Below are 25,148 nucleotides of genomic sequence, written 5' to 3'. Positions count from 1 at the left end.
GCGTGGCGATGGAGCGCCGTGCAACGGGCCTGCCTCGGGTAACGCAGCTAGCTGCGCCGGGGCTCCATTTCTACCCTCCCCGTTCTTCGCTAAAGTAGGCCTGTCCCTGTAACGGAGCACACCCATGCCCAACAGCATGAAAACCGAAGCCGAACAGCTAGTGCGTAGCCTGCCAGAACAGGCCAGTTGGGACGACCTGATGTACGAAATCTACGTTCGCCAGAAGATCGAACAAGGCTTGCGTGCAGCCGAAGAAGGTCGTGTAGTACCGCATGATGAAGTCAGAAGGCGCTTCGCTCTCGACCGATGAACATCGTCTGGACCGAGCCTGCGGTCGATTCCCTGCAAGCCATCCGCGACTATGTCGCCCACGACAGCGTTTTCTACGCCGCCCTCTTCGTCAATCGCCTCATCGACGCAGCGGAGTCGCTGCAGGCGTTCCCCGAGCGCGGCCGAGAAGTGCCTGAGGCCGGCAATCCTGCAGTACGCGAGTTGCTTTTCCAGAGTTACCACATCATCTATCGCTCGCACGGGGCAGTTGTCGAAATTCTCGCCATCGTGCATGGCGCGCGCGACCTGTCGCTGATGCCCCGCCCGCCGTGGGAAGCCGGCTGATCTGTGCCATGAGAGTGGCCCAGGACTCTTGCGGCACGCGGATCAGATCGACGTTGCGGCTCGCCCGAATAGGTTAGAACAATGCGCGTTGGACAGGGAACGGCTGGCCTTCTGTTTGAAGTATTGACGACGGCGGTGCAGAAACCTGTTCCACCCCACCCAAGCGCCACGCCAACCCTGAGATCCGCGCGGCATGCCGTGCAAGCGCGCCACGCAGCACGGCTTCGCTGGCGGCCAGATGCAGGCTCTGCCGCGCGCGGGTGATGCCGGTGTAGACCAGCTCGCGGCTGAGCACGCGAGCGTCGCGGGTGGGCAGTTGCAGCCAGACTTCGTCGAACTCGCTGCCTTGCGCCTTGTGCACGGTCATGGCGAAGGCACTTTCGTGCGCGGGCAACGCGGCGGGGTGGAAGCCGCGGACCTGGCCGTCGCCCTCGCCTTCGAACCAGGCCACCAGGGCACCTTGCGCATCCCGCAAGCAGATGCCGACGTCGCCGTTGAACAGGCCGTGGCGGTAGCTGTTTTCGGTGATCAGCAGCAGGCGGCCGTGGAACCAGGGCGAGGCGGCGCCCAGGCGGCGCGCGCCGGCGCCGCTGTCGGCCAGCAGTTGTTCGATGCGGGCGTTGAGGCCGCGTGCGCCTTGCGCGCCGGCGCGTACGGCGGTGAGCAGGCGCAGGCGGGCGGCGTCGCGCAGGGCGGCCGCGGGATCTTCGGCGTCGGCCAGGGCGCGCCAGTGCGCGAGCAGGGCGTCGCGGCGGGTGGCGAGCGGGTCCTCGCTGTCTTCGTGGAAGTGCACGCCAGCCAGCTCGCCGCTGTGCAACAGGGCCAACGCGGTGTCGGCATCGCCGGCGCGCACGGCGTCGGCCAGCGGCGCCAGTGCGAAGCCCTGCGCCTGGCGGTAGCCGCGCAGCAGGTGCACGCGGTGGCCGGCGAGGCCGCCGACGTGGGTGGCGCTGTGGGTGTGGCCGAGCAGCGGCTGCAGTGCTTGCGCATCGTCCGGCTGCAGGGCGTCGCCGGGGCCGGCGGCCTGCAGGATCGCGGCGAGCACGTCGCCGGCTTCGACCGAAGGCAGTTGGTCGGCGTCGCCGAGCAGGATCAGTTGGGTGCCGTCGGCGACCGCTTCGACCAGTTTGCACATCAGCGGCAGGTCGACCATCGAAGCTTCGTCGACCACGATCAGGTCGAACGGCAGCGGGTTGTCGGCGTCATGGCGGAAACGCGGCAGGTCGGGGATGACGCCGAGCAGGCGGTGCAGGGTGCTGGCGCCTGTGGGTAGCGCGGCGGCCAGGGCTGGGTCGATGCCGTTGTCGAGCGCGCGTGTCACCGCCGCGCGCAGGCTCTCGGCCATGCGTTCGGCGGCGCGACCGGTGGGGGCGGCCAGGGCGATGCGCGGGGCGGCGGCGCCCGTGGCCTGCGCCTGCGCGATGCGCAGCAGCAGCAGGCGGGCGATGGTGGTGGTCTTGCCGGTGCCGGGACCGCCGGTGACCAGCAGCAGGGCGCGGCGCAGGGCGAGTGCGGCGGCTTGGGCTTGGTGGTCGGTGGGGTGGTCGGCGGCGGACGTACCCTCACCCGCCCTTCGGGCACCCTCTTCCGATGGGAGAGGGGACGCGGCTGCGTTTGGAAACAGCTGCGCGAATAGCGGAGCGAGCGTAGCGACGTCGAAGACCGGTAGCGATTGCGCGGCAAGGCGGCGCAGGCCTTGCGCCAGGCGGCGCTCGTATTCGCGGTAGCGACGCAGGTAGAGCAGGCCGTGTTCCAGCACCAGCGGGCAATCGGCGGCCGCCGGTTCTTCGGGCGCGGGCTGGGCGATCCAGCGCGAGGCGGCCAGGGCGCGTTGCCAGTCGGTGGGGTCCGGGAGTTGTGGCGGTGGGCCGTCGCGTGGATCCAGCAGGACGTTGGCGCGAGCGGGATCCAGGCCGGCGTGGCCGCTGGCGACGGCGAGCGAGGCCAGGGCGGCGGCGGACAGGACCAGGTCGGGCGTGTCCGGGCCCAGACGGCTCAGGGTTTGGGCAAGGGCGTGGTCGAGCGTGCGCAGGGTGCCGCTGCGGTGGAGGGCGGCCAGGAGGTTGGGTTGGTTCACCGGGTGGGGGCTCCGTGGGCGGACGTACCCTCAACCCAACCCTTCTCTCCCACGGGGACTTCCTGCGGTCGCCGAGGGGAGAGGGGCTTGAGTGGGGCGCCGGCGGACAGGGCGTCGACGGCTTCGACCAGCGCGGGGTCGAAGGCGTCGTCCAGGGTGCGTAGCGCGCCGCTGCGGTGGAGGGCGGCTAGGAGGTTGGGCTGGTTCACGGGGTGGGGGCTCCGTGAGTGGACGTACCCTCACCCCAACCCCTCTCCCGATGGGAGAGGGGCTGAAGCGGGGCACCGGCGAAAAGGGCGTCGACGGACTCGACCAGATCGGGGTCGAAGCGCCAGGCGTGGACGCCGGGCGAGGGGTCGCGGGTGGCGTCGAGGCCACGGCAGAACAGGTAACGCACGCCGCCGAAGTCGCGGGCGTAGTCGTAGTTTTCGCCCAGGCGGAAACGCAGCCAGCGGTGCAGCGCGACGGTATAGATCAGCGCCTGCAGTTCGTATTCGCTGTGCGCCATCGCCCGCACCAGCGCGTCGGGGTCGTAGCTGGGCAGGCGGTTGGATTTGTAGTCGAGCACGTACCAGCGCCCGTCGTGCTGGTAGGTGAGATCGATCAGGCCGGTCATCAGCCCTTCCAGGCGCTGGCGCGCGCCGAAGGCCTGGCGTTCGCCGACCACGCCGAAACGGTGCAGCAGGGCCAGCAGCGCATCGACGCGGGTGGGCCGCATGGCGAAGTGGAATTCCATTTCGTTGCGGCGCTGCGGTTCGGGTACCGCGGCCAGGCGGGTGCCTTCGGGCAGGGCGACGGTGAGGGTGTGGCCGACCAGGGCGGTGAGCATGGCGGCGCCGTCCTCCAGTTCGTCCTGGGCGTAGCCGCCGCGTTGCAGGGCTTCGATGATCGCCGCGGTCTGCCCGTCGGGTGTCGGTTGGCCGGGGATCCAATCGCGCCAGGCGGCGAAGTCGCAGCGTTCGAACACGTCGTGCATGGCCACGCCGAAGCGGTTGCCGGTGAAGCGGCGGTCGAAGGCTTCCACGTCCAGCGTCGTCGCCACCGCCTCACTGGTGGACGGTTCGTCGCTGCCGCCGCTGCCGACCACGGTGGCGCTGGCCATCGGGTCGGTAGCGGCGCCGGCATCGGCGTTGGCCAGCTGGGTGAAGCTGTACACCCACCACTCCGGCACGACATGCCGCTGCGGCACCCGCGCCGGCGGCACCTGGATCTCGTCGGCCAACGGCAGGCGCGGCAGGCTGGCTGGCGGCGGCGTGGTATCGATGGCGATCGCGCCCTCGCCTGCGGCCGCCTGCAATGCATCCGGGTCGCGGACCATCGCCGCCAGCGCGGTGCGCTCGTGCTGGTGGAACGGGCCGGTGGCGATCCACAGCGCGTGCTCGGCGCGGGTCAGGCCGACGTAGAGCAGGCGCGCGTCCTCGGCGCGCTGTTCCTGTTTCCATGCCGCCTCGGCGGCGCTCCAGGCCGGGTCGTCCTTGCCTGTGTTCCAGTGTAGCTGGCGGCCGAGCGGCGGCGCGTGCACGACGCAGTGGCGGCCGGCGCCGCGGTCGCTGCGGCCGATGCCGACGTAAGGCAGGAACACCAGCGGATATTCCAGGCCCTTGCTCTTGTGCAGGGTCACGATCTGCACCCGGCGCGCGTCCGATTCCAGGCGCAGTTGCTGGGTCTCGTCGTTGTCGTCTGCGTTGGCGATGCGCCGCGACAGCCAATCGACCAGTCCGTGTGCGCCGAGCGCGCGGGTGTCGGCTTCCTGTAGCACCTCGGCCAGCTGCAGGTAGTTGGTCAGGCGGCGCTCGCCATCGACCAGCGCCAGCAGGCGCTGCGCGTGCGCGGCGCCGAGGTCGCCGATCAAGGCCAGCGGCCCGCCGCGCTGCCAGCGCTCGCGCCAGTCCAGTGCCTGTTGCTGCCAACTGCGGTGACGATCGCCGTTGTGTTCGAGCGCGGCGATCGCGGCGGCGTCTTCGCCGATCAGCACCGTCGCCAGCGCCGCGCGCAGGCGGCTGTCGTCGCCCGGATCGAGCAGCGCCTGCAGCAGGGTCAGCAGTTCCAGCGCTTCGTCGGTCGCGAACAGGCTCTGCTTGCCGGCGGCCACCGCGGGAATGCCGACCGCGCCGAGCGCTTGCTGGATGCGGGTGGCCTCGCCATGGCTGCGCACCAGCACCGCGATGTCGCCGGCCTGCACCGCGCGGCCGCCAAGCGTCGCGGTGCCGGCGCGGCCGCCGGCCAGCCATTCGCGGATCGCGGCGACGCAGGCGGCGGTGCACAGCGCGCGCGCGCGGCCGGCGCTCCAGGGTTTGGGCTTGCCTGCGGATGTGCTTTTGGCCGCAGACGCGGCCGGTGGCGGTGGCGGCTCCGGCGCGCGCCACAGGGTCAGCGCCGGCGCGGTGGCGCCGTTGCGCTGCAGCTCCGCGTCGTGGCGCTTGCTGCCGGGCTGCACCGGATGGAAGGCGATGCCCTCGGTCAGGAACGCCTGCGCGTAGCCGGCCTGCGCGTACAGCGCGTCGATCGCCGCCAGCAGCGCGGGGCGCGAGCGGAAGTTGTGGCCGAGCGGCGGCGCCGGTTCGGCATCGGCGGCCGCGGCCAGGTAGGTCTGCACATCGCCGCCGCGGAAGCCGTAGATCGCCTGCTTGGGATCGCCGATCACGAACAGCGCCGGTTCCAGCGCCGCCGCGCACGCCAACTCGCCTTCGCCGAACACGTTGGAGAAGATCGACCATTGGCGGTCGTCGGTATCCTGGAATTCGTCCACCAGGGCGATGGCGTATTGCGCGCGCAGCCGCCGCGCCAGCGCTTCGGCCTGCGGACCGTCGGACCGCAATGCGTGCGCGACGCCATCGACCAGATCGTCGTAGGTCTGCACGCGGCGCTGGCGCTTGAGCAGGGCCAGCCGCGCGACCGCGTCGCCGCGCAGCGCGTGCAGCAGGCGGATACGGCGCCTGGCGCGCGCTTCCTCCAACCGCGCCAGCGCGGCCAGGTAGCCGTCGACTTCGTGACTCATCGGCGAGGTCGGCGTGCGCCCGACGAATTTCTTGTTGGTGCCGGACGTCAGTTCCGTCGCGGTGAGCTTGATCAGCTTGGCGTGCGGCGGGAGGCCGGCCGCAGGCGCGGCGGCGAAGCCTTCGCACCAATGCCACAGCGATGCCAGCCATTCCGGCTTGTAGCTGACCTTGCTCAGCGCGCCGTCTTCGATGGCGGCGGCGATCGCTTCGAAGAACGCGGTGCCGTGCGCGTGGAAGGCGGCGGCGAGCGCGGCGGCCGCGTCCTGCACCTGCTGCGTGGCCGCGGCAACATCGTCGGCCAACGCCGGTGCCGCCGGCAGCAGTTGCGGATGTCGCACCAGTTGGCGCAGGTCGCTGGCCAGCGCGTCGGGGCCACCCGGCCATAGCGCGACCAGGTCATCGGCCATCGCCGCGTCGGCGGCGCGCTGGCGCCACAGGTCGGCGGCGACTTCGCCGAGCAGGTCGCGGTCGTTGGCCAACAGTTCCGGCGCAGCGAAGGTCTGGCCGCTCTCCAGCGCGTGCTCGCGCAGCACCCGCGCGCAGAAGCCGTGGATGGTGAAGATGGCGGCGAGGTCGATTTCCTCCACCGCTTGTTGCAGGCGGCGGCGCAGGGCGGCGGGGGTTTCGTCGCTGGCGGCCAGGTGCGCGTCGAGGATGGCGCGGGTGAGCGCGGCGTCCGGCGCGTCCTGTAGGAGCGGCTTCAGCCGCGACAGGTCGTCTGCGATTTCTGTCGGCGCCAGGTCGCCTGCGATTTCTGTCGCGGCTGAAGCCGCTCCTACAGGAGCAGCCGTGGGCACCAACGTCGCCGCCAGCGCCAGGCGCTCGCGGATGCGCCGGCGCAGTTCCTGGGTGGCGGCCTCGGTGAAGGTGACTGCCAGGATCTGGCCGATGCGAAGGCCGCGCTCGACCACCAGCCGGGTGAATAGCGTGGCCAGGGTGAAGGTCTTGCCGGTGCCGGCGCTGGCCTCGATCAGGCGTACGCCGTGCAGCGGCAAGGTCAGGTACGGGTCGGTGGCGGATGGGACGCTCATTCGGCATCCTCCTGCGCGCTGCGCCACTGCCGCCAGCTTTCGGCCAGCCTTGCTGGATCGAGCGCACTGTCGGCGCTGCCGCGTTCGAGCAGGGAGTACAGCGTGTGGCTGGTGGCGGCGAATTCGGCGAAGCGCTGCGCGTCGGCGAACGGGTCGCGGCCGCGGTGGACCAGGCGCAGTTCCGGCGTGTCCGCTTCGCTCCAGCCGAAGCTGGCCTGCCATTGCGCGGCGGCGTCCTTGATCGCCTTGTCGAGGTCGTCGTTGCGCGCGGCCTGGTGGTATTTCCAGCCGCTGTACGGGGCGAACGCCAGCGGCGCCTGCAGGCCCTGCCGATACATCCGCAGCAGCTCGGCCAACGCCGCCTGCGCCTGCGCCTGCGCCAGCGGTTCGGCTGCTTCCCCCTGCATGGGATGCGGGCCGAGGCCGTCGTCGTCTTCGAAAAAGCGCACGAACGGCACGCGTTCGCCGGCGGCGCGCAGCAGCAGCCATTCCAGGCCGTGGCGGATCGTCGCGCGGCCGCTGAGCGCACCGACCTGCACCCGCCCTACCCCGCTCGCGTACCAGCCGGGCAGGCGGCCGTGCAGCTCGATGCCGTCGATCTGCACCTGCAACCGTTGCGACTGCGCCGGCGCTTCGCCGCGCCACTGCGCGAACGCCTGCGCGTACGGGCGCAGCTGGCGCAGGCGCTCGTCGAGCAGGCGCCGGCCCAACGGCCCGGACGGCAGCAGCGCGCGCGCGCGCAATCGCGCGTACAGTCCCTCCGTGTTGTCGCTCAGTGCGGCCTCCAGCACCTGTTGCTGCAAGCCGTACTGGTCCAGGCCGCTGCCCGGCGCCAGCAACGGCTCCAGGTCGCTGTCCTCGCCGGCCGGGTCGGGCAGGCGCATCCCCAAGCGATGGCGTAGGAACTGCCCGGCCGGATCGGCGAACAGGCGGCGCAGGTCGTCGATCGCCACGCTGGTCGGCACGGCCATGGCGTCCGCGGGCAATGCCGCGGCGACCCACGGCAGCAGCGCCTGGCGCTGTCCGGCCAGGCTGTCCACCGCCGGCCGCCACTGCCGGCGATAGCTGAAGCGGCGCGGATCGGCGCCGTCTTCGCCGAGCGCACCGAACGCGGCGGCGGCGAATGGTTGCAGCGGGTGGCGCACCACGAGGTGTTCGCTGGCCTTCGGTTCGGCGTGGTACTGCGCGGCGCTGGCCAGCAGTTCGCTGACCAGCACCGACGGCTCGCGCACGCTGCCGTCGCGCGCATCGGCGCCGAGGTAGCTGAGGTAGAACACGTCCTGCGCCGAGGCGAACAGCTGCAGGAACAGGAAGCGGTCGTCCTCGCGGGTGGAGCGGTCGCCGTGGCGGCGGCGCTCGCTGCCCAGTTCGGCGGTGAGGCGGTTGAGGCCGGCGGCCGGGTCGCGGCGCGGGAAGTCGCCGTCGTTCATGCCGAGCAGGCAGATGACGCGGAACGGCAGCAGGCGCATCGGCACCATGCGGCCGAAACTGATGCCGCCGGTGAGCAGCGGCGCGCGCGTGTCCGATTCGCCCAGCACCGCGGCGAAATGCGCGCGCACCACCTCGGCCGGAACCTTGCCGGCGTACTCGGCGCGGGCGGCGTCGCGGGCGAACTGGTCGATCACGCTGCGCAGCCGTTCCAGCGCGCGTTGCGCACGCGGCGCCGACGGTGCCTGCGGGATCAGCGCATCGAGCAAGCCGAGCAGGCATTCGCGCCAGTCGGCCGGTGGCATCGGCTCGGCCAGCATGGCCTGGTGGCGGTCGAGCACGCGCAGCAACCGCAGCAGCGTGTCCAGCGCGACCAGTGCGCTGCCTTCCAGCTGCGGCCATGGCGCGACGCCGGCGATATCGTCCTCGGCCCCACTGGCGTGGCCGAGCAGCAGCCGGTCCAGCGCGAAGCGCCAGGTATAGGCATCGTCGGTCGGCGCCTGGTGGCGGTGCCGGTGCGCCGCATCCAGGCCCCAGCGCACGCCGGCAGCATGCAGCCAGCCGCGCAGGCGCTCCAGCCCGGTCTCGTCCAGCCCGGCGGCCTCGGCGATCGGCGCGCTGGCCAGCAGGTCGAGGATTTCGTGCAGGCCGAAGCGCGACAGCGGCAGGCCGAGCAGGGTCAGGAACACTTCGGCCAGCGGCTCGCTGGCCAGCGGGCTGGCGTCGGCCAGCGCGTAGGGCAGCGCGTCGTCGCGGCCGTGGCCGCCGAACACCGCGTCCAGATACGGCACGTAGGGATCGATGTCCGGCGACAGCACCGCGATCTCGCGCGGCTGCAGCGGTGGGTCGAAGCGTAGGTCGTCGAGCAGCGCGCGCAGTTGATCGTGCAGCACCTGCAGTTCGCGCAGGCGGGTGTGGCAGGCATGCACCTGCAGGCTGGGATCGGCCAGGTCTACCTGCGGCATCGGCGCGGGCACGGCCGGCGCGCGGCGGTGGAACAGGTCGCTCTGCATGCGCCGCAGCAGGCTGTCGCCGAGGCCGCCGTCGGCGAGCGGGCGATGGCCGGATGCCAAAGGATCGGCGTAGACCGCGATCTCGGCCAGCGGGTGCACCACTTCGTAGTCGCCGACCAGCGCCATGAAGTCGCGCCCGGCCGCGCCCCAGGCCTGCAGCAGCGGGTTTTCCTGCACCTGCGCGGCGAACAGGTCGACCGCGCCGTCCTCGCGGCGGCGCTGCCACAGCGTCTGCAGATCGCCCCAGTAGCCCTGGGTCGGCGTGGGCAGGTAGAAGTGCAGCGTGCCCACGCGCGCCTGCGTGGCCAGCACGCGCAGCACGTCGGGCGAGATGTTGAGGATGGCGAAGGCGAACAGCCGCTTCGGCAGGCCTTGCGGCAGCGGGCCGTCGGGCCGCGCGTAGCGGTCCAGGTACTGGCCGATGCGGCGCGCGCGGTACTGGCGGCCGCTGGCGATCCGGCGCCAGAGGCGCGCCTGTGGGTCGTCGGCGTCGGCGCCGCTTTCCCAGCGCAGCAGCCAGTCGCGGCGCCAGGCCTGGTATTTCTCGAATACGTTGCCCAGCTCGCCGGCCAGCGCCCAGGGCTTGAGCGCATCGCCGTCGGCCAGATAGCCGGCCAGCGGTGCGAGGGCCGCATCGCTGCCGAGATCGGCCTGCAACGCCGCGTACAGCCGCCACTGGGTGGTGGCCATGTCCAGATCGTCGGCGGCCGGGCCGAGATTGGCGTCCAGCGCGCGCGCGACGAATTCGCCGGGCGTGAGAAATTCCAGATTCGCGGCGACGCCGTGCGCGGCGGCCAGCGTGGACTGCAGCCAGCGCCGCATCGCCACCTGCGGGATCAGCACTACCTCCGGCGCCAGCAACGGCTGCTCCGGCACCGGCCGGCGCAGTTCCTCGGCGAGCAGGGCGGCCAGGGTATCCAGCGCGTTGGACGGGTACAGGCGGAAATCGGGCGCGGAAGGGGCGTACATGCGTGCGGCATTGTGCCGGATGCGCGGGTGCGGTGGCGTTGCGCGGTGGTGGTGGCTGGGTGGCTGTTCCTTCTCCCGTCGGGAGAAGGTGGCGCGTAGCGCCGGATGAGGGTAGCGACGCCTCGTGCACCCCCAACTCCGCGAGACGCTGCGCGCCGTACCCTCACCCCAACCCCTCTCCCGAGGGGAGAGGGGCTACGGCTGCTCCCTTCTCCCGTCGGGAGAAGGTGCCCCGCAGGGGCGGATGAGGGTACGGGCGCAGCCTCGTGTACCCAAACTCCGCGAGACGCTTCGCGCCGGACCCTCACCCCAACCCCTCTCCCGACGGGAGAGGGGCTTAGGCTGCTCCCTTCTCCCATCGGGAGAAGGTGGCCCGAAGGGGCGGATGAGGGTACGGGCGGAGCCTCGCACATCCAAACTTCGCGAGACGCTTCGCGCCGTACCCTCACCCCAACCCCTCTCCCGGTGGGAGAGGGGCTACGGCTGTGCCCTTCTCCCATCGGGAGAAGGTGCCCCGCAGGGGCGGATGAGGGTCCGGACGAAGCCTCGTGCACCCCAAACTCCGCGAGACGCTTTCGCGCCGGACCCTCAGCCCAACCCCTCTCCCGACGGGAGAGGGGCTTATCGCGTCAGTACTTCTTTTCGACGTTGAACATCCAGGTCTGGTCGTTGCCGCTGTCGCCGTCGGTCACGCCGCGGTATTCGACACGGGTGGACAGGCCTTGCTCGGTGGTGAACACCGCGCCCAGCCCCAGCATCAGCCGGTTGCGATCGAACACGCTCAGCCCGGTGCGGTACAGCGGGCCGCCGTCGGTCAGGTCGGCATAGCTCAGCGTGGCGTCGCCGCGGCCCTGGAAGTCGCGCTGGTACTCCACGCGCAGCTGCGGGGTGAACTGGCCCCAGCTCATCTCGCGGCGCCACTCCAGGCGCAGGCCGAGGTTGCCGGTGGTGGTGGACACGTCCATGTCCGCGTAGTGCAGCGCGTACGGCACCATCGCCTCTTCGCTGTAAGCATCCAACGTGGCGCGGGCCATGTCCACGCGAGCGTACGGCGTGATCTGCCAGTCGCCGTGCTGCAGGTCGGCACCGGTGGACAGCGAGGCGATCCACTGGCTGCCGTCGCGGCGGCCTTCGGCCAGTTCGCCGTTGCCGGTCACGTAGCGGCGCAGGTCGTAGGACAGCAACTGGTAGCCGACCAGGGTGTCGAAGAAGAAATGCCGGCCCGGATGGAAGCTGGCATACACCGCCAGCGTGTAGGCAGTCGCCTTGCTGCGGCTGCCGTTGTTGCCGACGTCGCTGTCGTCGCGGCCCCAGCCCACACCGGCACCCAGCGCCAGCGCATCCGCGGCACGGTAATCGGCACCCATGCTCAGGCCGTCGGACTGGAAGTCCACACCGGCGCGCTGGGCCTGCTTGTCCAGGCTGCCGGAGCGGATCGCACCGCCCACCCACAGGCCGAGTTCGCCGTTGACCGCGGTCCTGGCGGTCGGTGTCGCCGCCGCGTCGTCGGCATCCAGATCCGCATCCTTGTCCCAGGTAGCCTGGCTGCACGGCTGCGCGGGCATGCCACGCTCGGCCTGGCGGCAGTGCGAGGTGGACTGGAAGCTCAGGCTGTTGTCGAAGCTGCGATCGCCGCGGTGGGTCGCCTCCAGCCGGCGCTGGAAGTTGTCGATCTGCGCCTTGGCGAAACGCCGGGTCGATTCGGCCTGCGCATCGATCAGGCCGCGCACTTCCGCATCCAGGGTCGGATCCGGACGCGGCGCGACCACGAACACGATGGCCGCTTCGGCCGACGTCGCATAGGCGTTGGACAGGGTGAAGCGCACCGTGGCCTGGCCGGAGAAGGCCGGGTTCGGGGTGAAGGTCATCATGAAGCTGGGGCCATCGGCCGCGGCTGCGGTCGGAACACCAGCCGCCGCTGCGCCGCCGCTGCGGGTGATGGTCGCGGTACCGGCATTGGCCGGCATGATCGCCACCAGCGCGGCGGCCACGAACGGCCCGCCGGTCGCGTTGCGGGTCAGGTCCACCGTCTGCGCTTCGCCGGACACCGCCTGCATCGTCACCGACGCCGCGACCGGGCGCGCATTGACGGTGAGGGTGACCGTGGCCGGCGCCGAGGTGCCGCCGGCGCCGGTGGCGGTATAGCTCAGGGTGTCGGCGCCGACATAGCCGGCGGCCGGCGTGTACACCAGCTGCACGCCAGTCACCACTGCGGTGCCGTGGGTCGGCGCCGTCGTCACCGCGATCGTGTCGATGCTGCCGGTGTCGTTGCCGGTCACCGCCAGGGTCAGCGCGGTCTCGACCAGCGTGGCGCCGGTATCGTCCACCGCCACCGGTGCCGGCACCGCCGCGACGATCGCCACGGTATAGGCCTGTGCCGCGGTGAAGCCGTGCGCGTCGGTGACGCTGACGGTGAAGGCGGAACTGCCGATGGCGGTCGGGGTTCCCGAGAGCGCGCCGCCCGCAGCCAGGGTCAGACCGGCCGGCAAGGTACCGGCGCTGACCGCATAGCTGTAAGGCGCGGTGCCGCCGCTGGCGCTCAGGGTCTGGCTGTAGGCGGTGCCGACCTTGCCTGACGGCAGCGTCGGCGGCGCGATGACCAGCGTCGGCGCGACGATCGACAGCATGTAAGCCTGCGCCGCGGTGAAGCCGCCTGCATCGGTGACGGTCACGGTGAAGGCGAAACTACCGGCAACCGTCGGGGTGCCCGCCAGCGCGCCACCGGCCGCAAGGCTCAGCCCGGTCGGCAACGCGCCGGCGCTGACCGCGTAGCTGTACGGTGCGGTGCCGCCGCTTGCGGTCAGGGTCTGGCTGTAGGCGCTGCCGGCCGTACCGGCCGGCAAGGTCGGCGGCGCGATGGTCAGCGTCGGCGACACGATGTTCAGGCTGTAGCTCTGGCTCGCCTGCCCGGCGCTGCCGGTGGTGCTGTCGGTCGCGGTCAGGCTGAAGTTGAAATTGCCGGCCACGGTCGGCGTGCCGCTGAGTGCACCGGTCGCGCTGTTGACCGTGACGCCGGCCGGCAACGCGCCGGCGCTGAGCGCATAGGTGTACGGCGCGATGCCGCCGGTCGCCGGGTTGATGGCGGCCGTGTACGCCTGGCCTGCGGTACCGCCCGCCAGGGTGGTGGCCGGCAGGCTGAGCGTCGGGCTGGCCACGACCAGCGCGTAGGCGCGGTTGCCGCTGGTGGGGCTGCCGCCGCTGTCGGTGGCGGTCGCCATGAAGTTGAAGCTGCCGCTTGCAGTGGGCGTGCCGGACAGCACGCCGGCGGCGCTCAAGGTCAAACCGGTCGGCAACGTACCGGCACTGACCGCGAAGGTGTACGGCGCGGTGCCGCCGCTGGCGCTCAGGGTCTGGTTGTAGGCGGTGCCCGCCGTCGCCGATGGCAGCGACGCCGGACCGACCGTCACCACCGCGTCGTCGTTGGTGATGGTGCCGGTGCCGGTGGCGCGGGCGATGCCCGCGTTGCTGGCGCCGGACAAATCGACGCTGAAGGTCTCGTTCGGCTCGACCGCGGTATCGCCGTTGACGGTGATCGCAACGCCTTGCGCGGTGGTCCCCGGCGCGAAGGTCAGCGTACCGACGCGCGCGACATAGTCGCTGCCGGCGGTGGCGGTACCGTCGGCGGTGGCGTAGTCGACCGATACGGTCTGGCCGCTGGCCGCGCTCAGGCTCACCGTGAAGGTGGCCGTGGTGGTGCCGCTGTTGCCTTCGTTGACGCTGACATCGTCGATCGACAGCGTCGGCTGCGCATCGTCGTTGACGATGGTGCCCTGGCCCTGGGGGTCGCTGACGCTGGCGCCGCTGACGTTGCTGACGTTGACGAAGAAGTTCTCGTTGGCCTCGTTGAGCGTGTCGCCGTTGACCAGCACGGTGAAGGTGGCGCTGCTGCTGCCGGCGGGGATGGTCTGCCCGGTCAGGCTCGAGGCGACGTAGTCCACGCCCGCAGTGGCGGAGCCATCGGCCGTGGCGATGTCGAAGCTGACGCCACCGGCGCCGGCCGGTTGGCTCAGCGAGACGGTGAAGGTCGCGTTGCTGGTGCCGGCATCGCCTTCGTTGAGGCTCACATTGTTGATGCTTAGCGAAGGCACATCGTCGTTGGCGATGGTGCCGGTGGCGCTATCGGGCGAACCCACGCTGTAGCCGCTGCCCGAGGCCAGGCTGATCACCACGGTTTCGTCGGGTTCGACGGTGCTGTCGGCGGTCGGGTTGATGGTGATGGTGCCGCTGGTCTGACCGGCGCCGATCACCAGCGGCGAACTCACGGCCGCGTAGTCGTTGCCCGAGGTCGCGCTGCCGCCGACGTTGAAGGCGACCGATGTCGCGTTCACCGGTGCCTGGTCGAGCGTGACGGTGTAGACCAGATTGGTGGCGCCGTCCTCGGACACGCTGGCCGGGGACACCGCGATCGACGCGCTGGGCACGTCGTCGTCAAGGATGGTGGCGGTGGCGCTGGACGGGCTGCCGATGCCGTAGCCGCTGCCGCTGGCCACGCTCATGATCACCGTCTCGTTCGCTTCCACGGTGCCGTCGGCGACCGGGGTGATGGCGAAGGTGGCGGTGGTGGTATTGGCCGGGACCACGACGCTGCCAACCGCGCCGGTGTAGTCCCCGCCGCTGGTGGCGGTGCCGCTGGACGCGATGTTCACCGTCGTCGCCGAATTGCTGGTCTGGCTCAACGTCACCGTGTAGGTGAAGGCCGCGCCGCTGTCTTCGTTGCGGCTGGCCGGCGAGACGGCGATGCTGGCCGACAGCGCCGGGGTGATGGTGATGTTGAAGGTGATGGTGTCGCCGTCTCCGTCGAAGTAATAGAAGCTGTCGGAAGTTGCCGCATTGCCGTTGTGGGTATAGGTGACGGTCTGCGCCCCGCCTGCGCCGAGGCCACTAAGCACGCTGGTGCCGTTTGTCGGCTGACTACTGTCCTCACCGAGTCCGAGATCAGACGGCCCGTCGCAATTGCTGACGTCGATGACGACGGAGTTGCCCTGCACAACGGTCCTGCTTACTGTCGGGCAGTACTGCGAGGCCGCTGCGGCGGCCAGGCCGGAATACGACATCGTCAGCAGCAGCAGCGCAAAAATCAGCGGCAAGCGCACAAAGGCACGCGCACTTGCGTGCGCAGCGGTGCAATTCGTAGACATATTCCACTTCCCCGGAAGATCACGCCATCCCACTGGCGCCGGCAACGCTCCTGGTGCCTCGGACAGCATGGTTATAGGCCTTAAAAGGCATATTCCCCTCCACGCTGCAGCGACATTTGAACAGTAAATTCACATATTCGTAAAGCAACAAATGCGCTGAAACTGTCTAGTTCAGCATTATCAAGACTTGTATCGCGCAAGGGACGTGTTTAAGTACGGCTGCGCCAGGCACGATGTCGGCGTCAAACCATTCGGGGGGAGATCCGCATGAGCGAGTTCTTCGTTGGTCAGATCATGATGACCGGCTTCGTTTTCGCGCCCAAGTATTTTGCGCAGTGCAACGGGCAGGTGCTGCCAATCAACCAGAACCAGGTGCTTTTCAGCCTGCTCGGCAACCGTTTCGGCGGTAATGGCAGCACCACCTTCGCGCTGCCGGACATGCGCGGGCGCACCCCGGTCGGCTCCTCGCCATCGGCCGATCCGGCCTGGCAACCGTCGCCGCTGCCGATGGGCCAGAGCGCCGGCGCCGAGAACGTTTCGCTGCTGCCCAGCAATCTGCCCGCGCACAATCATTTGCTGGAGTGCTCGAACACCACAGGCAACAACCGCAATCCCTCCGGCCGCTCGTTCGCCAACAACGCCAGCACCACCGGTCCGGCCACCGCGTTGTATGCGGCGCCCGGGACGCTGGTGGCGATGAATCCGGCGACGGTGGGTCCGGCCGGCGGCAGCCAGCCGCATCCAAACCTGCAGCCGTACACCACGATCAATTTCTGCATCGCGCTGAACGGCATCTTCCCCTCGCGCAGCTAGCGCCGGCACTTCATACACGCGGCGTGCCGACAGCGGCGCGCGGCGCACCACGACCAGGAAGGACACCATGGCCACTCCCTTCATCGGCGAGATCCGCATGTTCGGCTTCGGCCGCACCCCGCAGAACTGGCAGGCGTGCGACGGCAGCCTGTTGTCGATCTCCGAATACGAAGTCCTGTTCATGCTGATCGGCACCACCTACGGCGGTGACGGGCAGAACACATTCGCGGTCCCGGACCTGCGTGGGCGCCTGCCGCTGCACCAGGGACAGGGACCGGGCCTGAGCAACTATGTCATCGCGCAAACCTCTGGCACCGAGACGGTCACGCTGACCGGCCTGCAGATGCCCGCGCACACGCATACGCTGGTGGCCACGACCGCCGCCGCCACTGCCACCGCACCGACCGGCCTGCTGCCCGGCACGGTCGCCGGCGACATGTTCTATGCGACCGACATCAGCGGCGTCGTTGCGTTGCCAATGGCGACGCAGTCGACCACGATCACGGGTGGCAGCCTGCCGCACGACAACGTCATGCCAACGTTGACGGTGCAGTACTGCATCTCCACCGCCGGCATCTTTCCGCAGCAGAGCTGACCCCATTCGCCGCGCCGCGCTCGCCGTGGTGCCTGCCCGTTCCACCGGAGGACCGCGTTCATGACCGAACCCTATATCGGCGAAATCCAGCTGTTCGGCTTCGACTTCAATCCCGTCGGCTGGGCGCTGTGCAACGGTGCCATGCTGCCGCTGCAGCAGAACACCACGCTGTACTCGCTGCTCGGCACCGCCTACGGCGGCAACGGCAGCACGACGTTCCAACTGCCGAATTTCTGCGGGCGTGCCAGCTGCGAACAGGGCCAGGGGCCGGGATTGAGTAGCCGGCAGCGCGGCGACAGCTTCGGCTCGGCCGGAGTGAGTCTGTCGACTACGCAGATCCCGCCGCACCAGCACGGCATCACCGCGTTCTCGCAACCGGACCCGGCCAAGAGAACCGGCACGCCCGCCAACGGCGCGGCGCTGTCGTCGCTGGGCAGCGCTGCGGCGCGTCCGTTCGCGACGGTGGCGCAGCCTGAGGCCCAATTCTCGCCGACGGCACTGCTGCCCACCGGCACCGGCCTGGCGCACGAGAACCAGCAGCCCTATCTGGCGGTGAACTTCTGCATCGCGCTGTCGGGCGTCTACCCATCGTTCGACTGAGGCGGCCCGCATGCCCGCCGCCGCCGGTACGCCGGCGCCGACTTTTCCGGCTGGGCGCGAGCCCGTCGCCCAGCCGGGCGCCTTGCGCGCGCGCGGCATCGGCCTGCGCGCCGCACGCGATGCCGACCTGCCCTGGCTGCGCGACCTGTACGCAAGCACCCGCGGCGCAGAGCTGGCCGCGGTGCCATGGCCGGAGGCCGCCAAGCGCGCGTTCCTCGACCAGCAGTTCGCGCTGCAGCACGCACACTACCTGAGCCACTTCGCCGATGCCGACTTCCTGATCGTGGAAACCGCGCAGGCGCCGCTCGGCCGGCTCTACCTGGACCGCAGTGCGGCGCAGCATGTACTGGTGGATATCAGCCTGTTGCCGGAGCTGCGCGGCCAGGGCATCGGCACCGCGCTGATCACGCACGCGCAGGCACTGGCGCAGGCCGCCGGCTGCGCGCTGTCGCTGCATGTGCTGCATGCCAATCCCGAAGCGCGGCGCCTGTACGCGCGCCTGGGCTTCGTCGCCGGCGATGCCAGCGCCACCCATCTGCAAATGCACTGGCGCACCGCCTGCACGGCGCCGGCTGTCAGTTGAAGACGGCCTGGTACAGGAAGCCGTCGCGCTCGCGCGCCACCGGTACCAGGAAGATCCCCACCTCGCCTAGGCGCGCATGGCGCATCCGGTAGATCTGTTGCGGGAACAGGAACGAGGAGGTGTTGCGGAACAGCAGCGAGAACGGCGCGCGCGGCGCGGCGGTCTTGATCGGCAGAGGCCGGGCCTCGACCAGCACGAAGGAGATCTCGCCCTCGTTCAACTCCGCCGCGAAGGTCTCGTTCACGCTTCCGGCGAAATGTTCCAACGTCAGCAATTCCATGCACGACTCCCTGTCGCGGCGCCATCGCCGCCCTGCATCGTGGCGCGACCCGGCACTGCATACAAGACCGGCACCGCAACGGCACACGGAGCTGGCGATGGCGGCGATGGCAGCGACCCGCTTAGCGGCACGGGACCGCGCGCAACAGTAGCGGCGACGGCCATGCGGTTCCTGCCGCGACGCAGGACCGCACGGCCCGCGGACATCCCACCGCAGGCAGCCGGCAACCTGTCACCCGCACCAGCAAACCGGCCAGCCCCCAGGCCCAAGACACGCTGTTGCATGTACGGCATCCCCGGACATGCGCACGCAGGCGTCACGGATGCGACAATACTGCACGGCCCAGTTCGGTTAAGTTCAGCGGACTGGCTCAATCCTGTGTTGATTTTTCGTTAAAGGCCGCGATGGCGTCTTCCGAATCCAATGTGGTGCAGCTGTCGGGCGTGCGCATCGACCGTGGCGGCCGCGCGATCCTGCGCGATGTCTCGCTGGCGGTGCCGCGCGGCAGCATCACCGCCGTGCTCGGCCCGTCGGGCAGCGGCAAATCGACCCTGTTGGCGGCGCTGACCGGCGAACTGGTGCCGGTCGCAGGCACGGTCGAGGTGTTCGGCCAGCCCTTGCCGCGCGGCAGCCGCGCGCTGCGCGAGACACGCAAGAGCATCGGCGTGCTGCTGCAGGGCAACGGCCTGCTCACCGACCTGAGCGTGGCCGAGAACGTGGCGCTGCCGCTGCGCGCCCACACCCGCCTGCCCGAGCCGGTGCTGCAACGGCTGGTGGCGCTGAAGCTGCACGCGGTGGGCCTGCTGGCCGCCGCCGACGCCTGGCCGCGCGAGCTGTCCGGCGGCATGGCGCGGCGCGTGGCGCTGGCCCGCGCGCTGGCCCTGGACCCGCCGCTGATGATCTACGACGAACCGCTGACCGGCCTGGACCCGATCGCCTCCGGGGTGATCATGAGCCTGATCCAGCGTCTCAACGACACCCTGGGCCTGACCAGCATCATCGTCAGCCACCACGTCCACGAGACCCTGCCGATCTGCGACCAGGCGGTGGCGATCGCCAACGGCGGGGTGGTTTTCGCCGGCACGCCGGACGCGCTGCAGGCCAGCGCCGACCCGCTGTTGCAGCAGTTCCTGCACGGCCGCCCGGACGGCCCGATCCCGTTCGATGCGCCGCCGCGCGCGCGGAGTGCCGCCTGATGGGCGCCGTCGCCTCGATCCGCGCGCTGGGCCGCGCCGGGCTGTTCTCGATCACCGTGCTGCGCGGCTCGCTGCCGACCCGCGATTTCCTGGCCGAACTGGTCCGCGAGATCTACAAGGTCGGCGCGCGCTCGCTGCCGATCATCGCCGTCGGCGGCGCCTTCGTCGGCCTGGTGCTGACCCTGCAGGGCTACCGCACGCTGCAGACCTACGGCGCCTCCGATGCACTGTCCACGCTGCTGGGGCTGTCGCTGTACCGCGAGCTGGCGCCGGTGCTGACCGCGCTGCTGTTCATCGGCCGCGCCGGCAGCTCGATCGCCGCCGAACTGGGGCTGATGCGCGCCACCGACCAGATCAAGGCGCTGGAGCTGATGGCGATCGACCCGGTGGCCAAGGCGGTGGCGCCGCGCTTCTGGGCGGCGGTGCTGACCGTGCCGCTGCTGACCGGCATTTTCTGCTCGCTGGCGATCAGCGCCAGCTACTTCGAAGCGGTGCACGTGCTGGGCTTGGACAAGGGCACGTTCTGGTCGGCGCTGTCGAGCAGCGTGGATTTCTGGGACGACTTCGGCGTGGCGATGCTGAAGTCGGCGGTGTTCGGCGGCACCGCGGCGCTGGTGGCCTCGTATGTCGGCTTCCACGCCGAGCCGACCATCGAGGGCACCTCGGTGGCCACCACCCGCGCGGTGGTGAACGCCTCGCTGCTGGTGCTGATGTTCAATTTCGTCCTGTCGGCGCTGCTGTTCCAGTAAGGGACCGCGCGCCAAAGCCCGCCCTCGGCGGCGGGCGCTTTTCGCAACACCGGCCGCGGCACTGTCGCCGCGGCTCAGATGAATCAACAAGGTAGACACGTTATGGCTATCCGTGGTCCCCGTCTCGAGTTCGCCGTCGGCGCCTTCCTGCTGCTGGGCCTGGCCTCGCTGCTGGTGCTGGCGCTCGCCTCCACCAACCGCCAGTGGGGCTTCGGCGGCGGCCGTTACGAGCTGACCGCGCGCTTCTCGCAGATCGGCCAGCTGCGCCAGCAGGCGCCGGTGAAGATCGGCGGGGTGATCATCGGCCAGGTGGCGAAGATCGAGCTGGATCCGGCCAAGTTCGACTCGGTGGTGACCCTGGCCATCGACGACCGCTACAAGGACCTGCCGGCGGACACCTCGGCCGGCATCCTGACCAGCGGCCTGCTCGGCGAGAGCTATGTCGGCCTGCAGCCCGGCGGCGACCCCGACACGCTCAAGCCCGGCCAGGAGATCGCCTTCACCCAGCCAGCGGTGGACCTGATCCAGCTGGTCGGCAAGTACATGTTCGGCGGCGGCAGCAGCAGCGGTAACGCCGGCGCGACGCCCGCTGCCGCATCCTCCGCGAACACCGCCACTCCCTCTACGGAAACGGAACCCAAGCCATGACCAACAAACTGCTTTCCGCCGCGCTCGCCGCCGTCCTGGCCGCCGCCGCACCCGCCATCGCGCTGGCCCAGGCCGCGCCTGCCGCTGCCGCCACCCAGCAGGGTTCGGCCAGCAAGGTCGTGCTCGACAACAGCACCCGCATCCTGACCACGCTGGAACAGCGTCGGGCCGAGTTCAAGAACAACAACGCCGCGCTCAAGCAGTTCATCGACAGCGAGATGAACAAGTCCTTCGACCGCGACTACGCCGCGCGCCTGGTGCTCGGCGTGCACGGCCGCGGTGCCTCCGATGCCGACGTCAAGCTGTTCGCCGACGCGATGGCCGACAACCTGATGCAGCGCTACGGCACCTCGCTGCTGACCTTCGAAGGCAAGCCGCAGGTACGGGTGAAGTCGGAAACCCCGCTGCCGGGCGGCCGCGGCGCCAAGGTCTCCACCGAACTGCTGCGCAGCGGCGGCGACCCGATCCCGGTCGACTACCTGCTGCGCAACAACGGCGGCAGCTGGAAGATCTTCGACGTGATGGTGGAAGGCGTGTCGTACGTGCAGACCTTCCGCAACCAGTTCGACACGCCGCTGCGCACCAAGTCGATTCCGCAGGTCGCGGCCGATCTGCGCAACGGCGCGATGCAAGTGGCACCGGCGAGCAACAGTGGCAAGTGAGCCACGCCTGCGTCGCGACGGCGACACGCTCGCGCTGAGCGGCGTGCTCGACCGTGCCGCGGCCACCGCGCTGTGGCCGGCGGCGCTGCCGCTGCTGGCCGGCGCGCGGGCGCTGGATCTGCGCGAGGTGGCGCAGGTGGACAGCGCCGGCCTGGCGCTGCTCGCCGAACTGGCCGCACGCCTGCGTGCGCAGGGCCAGGCCGAGGTCGCCATCCATGGCGCCCCGGCCGGCCTGACCGAATTGAGCGCCGCCTACCGGCTGGCGCCGACCCTGGATTTCCAATCTCCCCTGGCGGCGAGCTGACCCCATGAACGTGCTGCGTATCCTCACTTCCCTGGCCCTGGCCGCCGCCCTGGGCGCCTGTGCCGGCGCCCCCAAGCGCCCCCCGCCGCCGCCAGCCGCGACCGCGGTGCAGGCGACACCTGCCGACACCGCCGTTGCCGATAGCGGTGCCATGGACGCGGCGCCAGCGGCCGATGCGCAGGCCTCCGCGCCGGCCCCCGTCGCCGGCGACGCGATGGCCGCACCGGCGAGCGTGCCGCCGACCGGGGGCGCGGCGACCGCCGCCGAGGACGACTACGCCGCGCTGTACGGCGGCGACCCGTACAACCCGGTCGCCGATCCGACCCTGCCGGCCGGCGTCGCCGTGCCGCAGAGCTACGATCCGTGGGAGAAGTTCAACCGCAAGGTGCACAAGTTCAACAACGTGGTCGACCGCACTGTGGCGCGGCCGCTGGCGCGCGCCTACGTCAACGTGGTGCCGCGGCCGGTGCGACTGGGCGTGACCAACTTCTTCGACAACCTCAGTTCGCCGCTGACCATGGTCAACCAGTTGCTGCAGGGCCGTCCGCTGCAGGCCGGGCAGACGTTGGGCCGGTTCGTGATGAACAGTACGCTGGGCATCGGCGGCATCTTCGACCCGGCCAGCGACGCCAAGCTGCCGCGGCGCAGCGAGGACTTCGGCCAGACTCTGGGCGCCTGGGGCTGGCGCCGTTCGCGCTACGTGGAGCTGCCGCTGTTCGGGCCGCGCACGGTACGCGACGTGTTCGGCCTGGCCGGCGACGCGCCGCTGTCGCCGCTGCGGCAGATCGGGGAGGACACGGTGCGCATCGGCCTGCAGGGCCTGCAGCTGGTGGATACGCGCGCGCAGCTGCTGTCGCTGGACAGCATGCGCGACAACGCGCCGGACGAGTACCAGCTGACCCGCGACGCGTGGATGCAGCGCCGCAGTTACCAGATCGAAGGCGACCTGCGCAGCCACAACAAGCGCCAGGACAACGATCTGCCCGACTATCTGCGCGAGGAAGAGACCAATCCGACCGTACCGGTGGACGCGATGCCGATCCCGGAGTGGCGCGGCGGCAGCCGCTGAGCCGCGCGCATTTCCGGCGGCACACAAAAACCCCGGCTTCGGCCGGGTTTTTTTATGGGTGAATCCTTTCTGCCATTACCGCTGCGGGAGCAGCGTGATTCTGAGCAAATATCGCCGTGCGACTTACAGCGGCGTGTCCGGCAGGCAGTCCGGTAGGCACATGCCAGCAGCAGGCATTGCTCCTGCCATTGCTCCTGCCATTGCTCCTGCCATTGCTCCTGCCATTGCTAGTGCCGTTGCCGTTGTTGTTGCTGTTGCTCGTGCTTTTGCTTCGTCTTTGATTTACCGGGCCCCCTCAGCGCGGCAGGCTCGGCGGGCGAAAACCCGAAGGGCGTCGCGCAGGATGCGCGACGTTTTTCGTTGGCACATGGATGTGCCATCGAAAAATGCCCGTCGTGCCTGCGGACCCGTAGCGCGCAGCGCGGAGGGCGCGCTGCGGGGTGTGCTTTCTTTTGGTTACTTTTCTTTGCACAAGCAAAGAAAAGTGACCCGCGCCAGCGGAAGCTGTTGCTCTTGCTTCAAAGCTTCAAGCTTCAAGCTTCAAAATCTCAATGCCAGAACCAAGGCAAAGGCAAAGGCTTTCGCCTTAAGGCGAGTCACTTTTCTTTGCTCGCGCAAAGAAAAGTAACCAAAAGAAAGCGCGCCCTGCCTCGCGCCCTCCGCGCTGCGCGCTCCGGGTCCGCGGATGCACCGGGGATTCGCGGAAGGGGCATCCTGCCCCTGCCGCGAACGGCGCACATCCATGTGCGCCGCCCTTCGGGTTTTTCCCCGGTCCATCCGCCGCTGCGGAAGGGAACCCGGTAAGTCAAAAGCGACAGCCAAAGCAACGGCAACGGCAACGGCAACGCAGTGGACTCGCGCAATCGCGGCTCAGCAAGCCAGCCGCATAGCGACTGTAGGAGCGGCTTCAGCCGCGACGAGCGGAGCGGGGATTTCCAAAGCTTCCGGCGACCTGTCGGGGCTCATGGCTCGATGCCAGCGGAGCCCCTCCTACACGCATCCAGACAACCCAGGCATCCCTTGCGGCAGCGAACGCCGCAAACCGTTTACGCCAGCGCCGCCTCGATCGCCGTGCGCAGGCGCGGGTCCTCGGCGGTCACGTCCGGAGCGAAGCGGCCCAGCACCTGGCCGTCGCGGCCGACCAGGAACTTCTCGAAGTTCCACAGCACGCCCGGTGCCGGATTGGGTTCGATGCCATAGCCGACCAGCTTCTCGCGCATCGGGCCTTCGCCCTCGGTGTTCGGCTGCGCCTCGATCAGAGCGCCGTACAGCGGATGCGTGGCCTCGCCGGTGACCGCGATCTTGGCGAACATCGGGAACGTCACGTCGTAGGTGAGCTGGCAGAACTGCTGGATCTCCGCCTCGCTGCCCGGCTCCTGAGCCTTGAAGTCGTTGGCCGGGAAACCGAGCACGTCCAGCCCGTCGGCCTGCTTTTCGCGATACAGCGCTTCCAGCCCTTCGTACTGCTTGGTCAGACCGCACTTGGAGGCGACGTTGACGACCAGCAGCACCTTGCCGCGATGCGCGGCCAGCGAAGCGGGCTGGCCGTCGATGGTGGTCAACGGGATGTCGTAGATCGATTGGCTCACGTGCAACTCCTGCAACAAGATGGAGCGCAAGCATAGGCGCATGGCCGCGCAACGGCTATCGCGCGGCGACCTGGGCGTGTCCATTATCCCGAACAAGCCGCGCCGCTCCTGGCCGTGCACGGAGCAGAAAGCGGACATGCGCCCATGCCCGAATCATGACGCCGTCCCGCACACGCGGAGGAGCGGCGCGGGTTGGCGATGGCAGACCCAGTGCGCCCCGCTCGGAACGGGAGCACACGCACTCAGTCGATACAGATCTGCGATCCGCCCACGCCGCCTTGCACGGTCTGCCGGCAGCCGTAGTTCTCGCTGATGTCGCGCTGACATACGCCTTGTGCGGCAGTGCCGGTGGGCACCGGCGCGACCGCCAGGCAGTCGCCGTGACACTGGCTTTTGTCGCTGCAGTCCTTGCCGGCATCGGCGAACGGGATCACGCACTTGAGCAGTCCGCGCCGGCCGAGCGGGCGCAGGCTGCCGCCTTGTGCCGTGCACGCCGCGGCGTCGGCCGCAGCGGCGCCATCGGTGCCCGCCTGGGGCGCGGATGGCGTGGGACCCGCCTGCGGGCGTGGACCGCTACTGCAGGCAGCCAGCAGCAGGCAGGACAACAGGGGTATGCACCATCGCATCGACATCGCTCTTTCCATTCGGCCGGTTCCGGCGCGCAGTATCGCAATGCGCCTGTCGCCAGAAGGTGCATGGACGTGCGCGATGCCGCCTATTGCTGGTCATCGCACGTGATCGTCATGCCGGCCGGCAGCGCGATGGGCAACTCAAAGCGGCAAGCGCTGCG

20 protein-coding genes are annotated in these 25,148 nt (G+C 69.9%); 13 read left to right on the top strand and 7 right to left on the bottom strand.

Annotated elements, in window-relative coordinates:
* Window positions 1–124: 124 nt before the first annotated feature.
* Window positions 125–310, top strand: coding sequence for a hypothetical protein (locus HEP74_RS00740; RefSeq protein WP_080627620.1), 186 nt, complete (start codon window positions 125–127; stop codon window positions 308–310).
* Window positions 307–615: a type II toxin-antitoxin system RelE/ParE family toxin gene (locus HEP74_RS00735; protein WP_185814764.1), complete on the top strand. Its 309-nt coding sequence runs from the start codon at window positions 307–309 to the stop codon at window positions 613–615. The genes HEP74_RS00740 and HEP74_RS00735 overlap by 4 nt, the downstream gene beginning before the upstream one ends.
* 73 nt (window positions 616–688) lie before the next feature.
* On the opposite strand, the gene recD is transcribed toward HEP74_RS00735, so the two are convergent.
* From recD to HEP74_RS00715, 4 genes are all read right to left on the bottom strand, one after another.
* Window positions 689–2,692 (bottom strand): exodeoxyribonuclease V subunit alpha, encoded by a 2,004-nt coding sequence (recD, locus tag HEP74_RS00730; protein ID WP_185814763.1) that lies wholly within the window; start codon window positions 2,690–2,692, stop codon window positions 689–691.
* Between the two features lie 205 nt (window positions 2,693–2,897).
* Window positions 2,898–6,722, bottom strand: a complete 3,825-nt coding sequence (gene recB, locus HEP74_RS00725; protein WP_185814762.1) for an exodeoxyribonuclease V subunit beta — start codon at window positions 6,720–6,722, stop codon at window positions 2,898–2,900.
* Complete coding sequence (recC, locus tag HEP74_RS00720) at window positions 6,719–10,132, bottom strand: exodeoxyribonuclease V subunit gamma (protein WP_185814761.1); 3,414 nt, start codon at window positions 10,130–10,132, stop codon at window positions 6,719–6,721. Before recC ends, recB begins: the two co-directional genes overlap by 4 nt.
* Before the next feature lie 629 nt (window positions 10,133–10,761).
* The gene (locus HEP74_RS00715; RefSeq protein WP_524540759.1) at window positions 10,762–15,270 is read right to left on the bottom strand and encodes a putative Ig domain-containing protein; all 4,509 of its coding nucleotides are present in this window, start codon (window positions 15,268–15,270) and stop codon (window positions 10,762–10,764) included.
* 267 nt (window positions 15,271–15,537) lie between these two features.
* Between HEP74_RS00715 and HEP74_RS00710 the strand changes: the two genes are divergently transcribed.
* From HEP74_RS00710 to HEP74_RS00695, 4 genes are all read left to right on the top strand, one after another.
* On the top strand, window positions 15,538–16,083 hold the full coding sequence (locus HEP74_RS00710) for a phage tail protein (RefSeq protein ID WP_185814759.1): 546 nt from the start codon (window positions 15,538–15,540) through the stop codon (window positions 16,081–16,083).
* A gap of 67 nt (window positions 16,084–16,150) precedes the next feature.
* Entirely contained in the window at window positions 16,151–16,678 is a 528-nt protein-coding gene (locus tag HEP74_RS00705; RefSeq protein WP_185814758.1) for a phage tail protein, read from the top strand.
* Between the two features lie 60 nt (window positions 16,679–16,738).
* The gene (locus tag HEP74_RS00700) at window positions 16,739–17,278 is read left to right on the top strand and encodes a phage tail protein (RefSeq protein ID WP_185814757.1); all 540 of its coding nucleotides are present in this window, start codon (window positions 16,739–16,741) and stop codon (window positions 17,276–17,278) included.
* 10 nt (window positions 17,279–17,288) lie between these two features.
* On the top strand, window positions 17,289–17,861 hold the full coding sequence (locus HEP74_RS00695; RefSeq protein ID WP_185814756.1) for a GNAT family N-acetyltransferase: 573 nt from the start codon (window positions 17,289–17,291) through the stop codon (window positions 17,859–17,861).
* Here the strand turns inward: HEP74_RS00695 and HEP74_RS00690 are convergent.
* Window positions 17,854–18,141: a DUF6916 family protein gene (locus HEP74_RS00690; RefSeq protein WP_185814755.1), complete on the bottom strand. Its 288-nt coding sequence runs from the start codon at window positions 18,139–18,141 to the stop codon at window positions 17,854–17,856. The genes HEP74_RS00695 and HEP74_RS00690 overlap by 8 nt on opposite strands.
* A 404-nt stretch (window positions 18,142–18,545) precedes the next feature.
* On the opposite strand from HEP74_RS00690, the gene HEP74_RS00685 reads away from it, so the two are divergent.
* The 7 genes from HEP74_RS00685 to HEP74_RS00655 all read left to right on the top strand — a co-directional run bounded on the left by HEP74_RS00685 (window position 18,546) and on the right by HEP74_RS00655 (window position 23,397).
* The gene (locus HEP74_RS00685; protein ID WP_185814754.1) at window positions 18,546–19,337 is read left to right on the top strand and encodes an ABC transporter ATP-binding protein; all 792 of its coding nucleotides are present in this window, start codon (window positions 18,546–18,548) and stop codon (window positions 19,335–19,337) included.
* Window positions 19,337–20,086: an MlaE family lipid ABC transporter permease subunit gene (locus HEP74_RS00680; protein WP_003466288.1), complete on the top strand. Its 750-nt coding sequence runs from the start codon at window positions 19,337–19,339 to the stop codon at window positions 20,084–20,086. The genes HEP74_RS00685 and HEP74_RS00680 overlap by 1 nt, the downstream gene beginning before the upstream one ends.
* A 102-nt stretch (window positions 20,087–20,188) precedes the next feature.
* A complete protein-coding gene (mlaD, locus tag HEP74_RS00675) occupies window positions 20,189–20,734 on the top strand; it encodes an outer membrane lipid asymmetry maintenance protein MlaD (RefSeq protein ID WP_185814753.1) in 546 nt (181 codons plus the stop codon).
* Window positions 20,731–21,396: an MlaC/ttg2D family ABC transporter substrate-binding protein gene (locus HEP74_RS00670; RefSeq protein ID WP_185814752.1), complete on the top strand. Its 666-nt coding sequence runs from the start codon at window positions 20,731–20,733 to the stop codon at window positions 21,394–21,396. The genes mlaD and HEP74_RS00670 overlap by 4 nt, the downstream gene beginning before the upstream one ends.
* Window positions 21,386–21,700: an STAS domain-containing protein gene (locus tag HEP74_RS00665; protein ID WP_179570474.1), complete on the top strand. Its 315-nt coding sequence runs from the start codon at window positions 21,386–21,388 to the stop codon at window positions 21,698–21,700. Before HEP74_RS00670 ends, HEP74_RS00665 begins: the two co-directional genes overlap by 11 nt.
* A gap of 4 nt (window positions 21,701–21,704) precedes the next feature.
* Entirely contained in the window at window positions 21,705–22,769 is a 1,065-nt protein-coding gene (locus HEP74_RS00660) for an MlaA family lipoprotein (RefSeq protein WP_185814751.1), read from the top strand.
* A 94-nt stretch (window positions 22,770–22,863) separates the two neighbouring features.
* The gene (locus tag HEP74_RS00655; protein ID WP_185814750.1) at window positions 22,864–23,397 is read left to right on the top strand and encodes a hypothetical protein; all 534 of its coding nucleotides are present in this window, start codon (window positions 22,864–22,866) and stop codon (window positions 23,395–23,397) included.
* 418 nt (window positions 23,398–23,815) lie between these two features.
* Here the strand turns inward: HEP74_RS00655 and HEP74_RS00650 are convergent, their stop codons facing one another.
* Window positions 23,816–24,358 carry a glutathione peroxidase gene (locus HEP74_RS00650; RefSeq protein WP_185814749.1) on the bottom strand — a complete coding sequence of 181 codons (543 nt, stop codon included), beginning with the start codon at window positions 24,356–24,358 and terminating at the stop codon, window positions 23,816–23,818.
* 242 nt (window positions 24,359–24,600) lie between these two features.
* Entirely contained in the window at window positions 24,601–24,990 is a 390-nt protein-coding gene (locus HEP74_RS00645; RefSeq protein ID WP_185814748.1) for a hypothetical protein, read from the bottom strand.
* Window positions 24,991–25,148 lie beyond the last annotated feature (158 nt).

Source organism: Xanthomonas sp. SS (assembly GCF_014236835.1).
GTDB lineage: Bacteria > Pseudomonadota > Gammaproteobacteria > Xanthomonadales > Xanthomonadaceae > Xanthomonas_A.
The sequence above is the reverse complement of the archived record's forward strand: the minus strand, read 5'-3'. Positions and strand labels throughout refer to the sequence as shown.

Coding starts and splice junctions, on each gene's coding strand:
- HEP74_RS00740 (WP_080627620.1), top strand. CDS start 125: ATGCCCAACAGCATGAAAACCGAAGCCGAACAGCTAGTGCGTAGCCTG.
- HEP74_RS00735 (WP_185814764.1), top strand. CDS start 307: ATGAACATCGTCTGGACCGAGCCTGCGGTCGATTCCCTGCAAGCCATC.
- recB (WP_185814762.1), bottom strand. CDS start 6,722: ATGAGCGTCCCATCCGCCACCGACCCGTACCTGACCTTGCCGCTGCAC.
- recC (WP_185814761.1), bottom strand. CDS start 10,132: ATGTACGCCCCTTCCGCGCCCGATTTCCGCCTGTACCCGTCCAACGCG.
- HEP74_RS00715 (WP_524540759.1), bottom strand. CDS start 15,270: ATGTCTACGAATTGCACCGCTGCGCACGCAAGTGCGCGTGCCTTTGTG.
- HEP74_RS00710 (WP_185814759.1), top strand. CDS start 15,538: ATGAGCGAGTTCTTCGTTGGTCAGATCATGATGACCGGCTTCGTTTTC.
- HEP74_RS00705 (WP_185814758.1), top strand. CDS start 16,151: ATGGCCACTCCCTTCATCGGCGAGATCCGCATGTTCGGCTTCGGCCGC.
- HEP74_RS00700 (WP_185814757.1), top strand. CDS start 16,739: ATGACCGAACCCTATATCGGCGAAATCCAGCTGTTCGGCTTCGACTTC.
- HEP74_RS00695 (WP_185814756.1), top strand. CDS start 17,289: ATGCCCGCCGCCGCCGGTACGCCGGCGCCGACTTTTCCGGCTGGGCGC.
- HEP74_RS00690 (WP_185814755.1), bottom strand. CDS start 18,141: ATGGAATTGCTGACGTTGGAACATTTCGCCGGAAGCGTGAACGAGACC.
- HEP74_RS00685 (WP_185814754.1), top strand. CDS start 18,546: ATGGCGTCTTCCGAATCCAATGTGGTGCAGCTGTCGGGCGTGCGCATC.
- HEP74_RS00680 (WP_003466288.1), top strand. CDS start 19,337: ATGGGCGCCGTCGCCTCGATCCGCGCGCTGGGCCGCGCCGGGCTGTTC.
- mlaD (WP_185814753.1), top strand. CDS start 20,189: ATGGCTATCCGTGGTCCCCGTCTCGAGTTCGCCGTCGGCGCCTTCCTG.
- HEP74_RS00670 (WP_185814752.1), top strand. CDS start 20,731: ATGACCAACAAACTGCTTTCCGCCGCGCTCGCCGCCGTCCTGGCCGCC.
- HEP74_RS00660 (WP_185814751.1), top strand. CDS start 21,705: ATGAACGTGCTGCGTATCCTCACTTCCCTGGCCCTGGCCGCCGCCCTG.
- HEP74_RS00645 (WP_185814748.1), bottom strand. CDS start 24,990: ATGTCGATGCGATGGTGCATACCCCTGTTGTCCTGCCTGCTGCTGGCT.